At 44.9% G+C, this 1,656-nt stretch carries 1 tRNA gene and 2 rRNA genes; all 3 read right to left on the bottom strand.

Annotated elements, in window-relative coordinates:
• Positions 1-1,275: 1,275 nt before the first annotated feature.
• Positions 1,276-1,391, bottom strand: a 5S ribosomal RNA gene (rrf, locus tag L2729_RS21465).
• A 17-nt stretch (positions 1,392-1,408) separates the two neighbouring features.
• A tRNA-Thr gene (locus tag L2729_RS21460) sits at positions 1,409-1,484 on the bottom strand.
• A 70-nt stretch (positions 1,485-1,554) separates the two neighbouring features.
• Positions 1,555-1,656, bottom strand: a 5S ribosomal RNA gene (gene rrf / locus L2729_RS21455); the annotation flags it as partial.

Genomic DNA, 1,656 nt, shown 5'->3' with positions numbered 1-1,656 from the left:
GTCATATTGTTAAAGAGCGTGACACCATCTTTCATGTGTCGCCGAAGACGCTAGGTCGTTGGCTTGAGGAGGCGTATTCTACACTCTCCAGTGTCGGCGTCAAGGGCTTATTTTAAGAAGTTTTTCGAGTGCTGATTTCTTAATCACTAATGTGAAAAACTATCAAACCCGAAGCCCTTAAAGCGCTTGTCACCTGAATTAAATCTCCGAAGAGTTTTAACTCTCTAACACCGCTGCAAGTCCCGTGCTACCTAGCGTTTGCTAAGAGCGATTGGCCTGCAGTGCCGTGTCAGTGGATGCGTATTATAGGGAGATCCCGACTGAGCGCAAGCGCTTTTCTCCTTTAAAACAGCCTTTTTTAACCGATCCAGGATAGCCACACCCTACACACCACTTACCCACAAGGTTATCCACAATTTACCCCGCAATTAATGAACCAATCTCGGTATGGGAACCTTATTCTAGTACAGTATTGGAAACTTGCAGGCCAGGATAATGATGATGTTGAGCTTTATGCTTAAGCTTTACCTCGCGGTATGACCCCAAAACAGCGGCTCGGTCTTCGACGTCCTGCTCAGTAATCAAATGATGCCAATCATTATTCATTTTCGTCCAGCACCAAAACTGATGATATGACCTTTTAGCTGCCGCTTATTATCAATAAAGTAAGCAATGAATAAGAGGAGTCGCTAGCCAAGGATCACGACTTGATGTGGCTTTCATCTAAAACTGGCTAATTCAAAACGGGGAAAGAGCAACATTGAGTTCAGCTTGCTGTTCAAGTTCATAGACCACCACAAACAGTTTAATAGTGACTGCAGTAGTAAAGGAGAACTGTCCTGTAGTGATGGCGATGAAACCACAACGGCAAATGGGTTCTTATTAAGAGTCACTCCAAGCCACCGGTACTATTATGCGTAATGGTGACTGCGTAGCGCTAGAAAACAGAATAGAAAACACGCTAAACGGAAGCTGGCTGAGCTATAGTTACAGCCCTAAAAATAGAAATGAGCAGCCTAGGCATAACCGTCAGTCGCCATGAATGGCCGAATATATCGATATAGGCGCTAGAACGAAGCTAGATCCTAGTGCCGAGCGAGTCAAAATAACCCTCTCGCATTTCGGCATAATGGCCATATCACTATCACGCCTGATATTTTCGCACTAAATTCTGTCGTCCCATAAATGAGTTAACTCTAAACCATAAATTGCAGACGTAAAAAAGCCCGCTATATAATAGCGGGCTTTCTACTCTCTATACGAGAAGTAATAGGCGCCTGGAAATGACCTACTCTCACATGGGGAAACCCCACACTACCATCGGCGATACTGTGTTTCACTTCTGAGTTCGGAATGGGATCAGGTGGTGCCACAGCTCTATGGTTTCCAGACAAATTCTTTCAAAAAATGGTGCTGATACCCAGAATCGAACTGGGGACCTCATCCTTACCAAGGATGCGCTCTACCGACTGAGCCATATCAGCAAAATCGTGCGAAGATCTATTTGTCTTATGTGAATTTTCACTGCATTTAGATAAACGACTTAAATTAGGCGCCTGGAAATGACCTACTCTCACATGGGGAAACCCCACACTACCATCGGCGATACTGTGTTTCACTTCTGAGTTCGGAATGGGATCAGGTGGGGCCACAGCT

The sequence above is a fragment of the Shewanella gelidimarina genome, from assembly GCF_023283945.1.
Lineage (GTDB): Bacteria > Pseudomonadota > Gammaproteobacteria > Enterobacterales > Shewanellaceae > Shewanella > Shewanella gelidimarina.
This window is presented reverse-complemented; position numbering and strand designations above follow the sequence as displayed.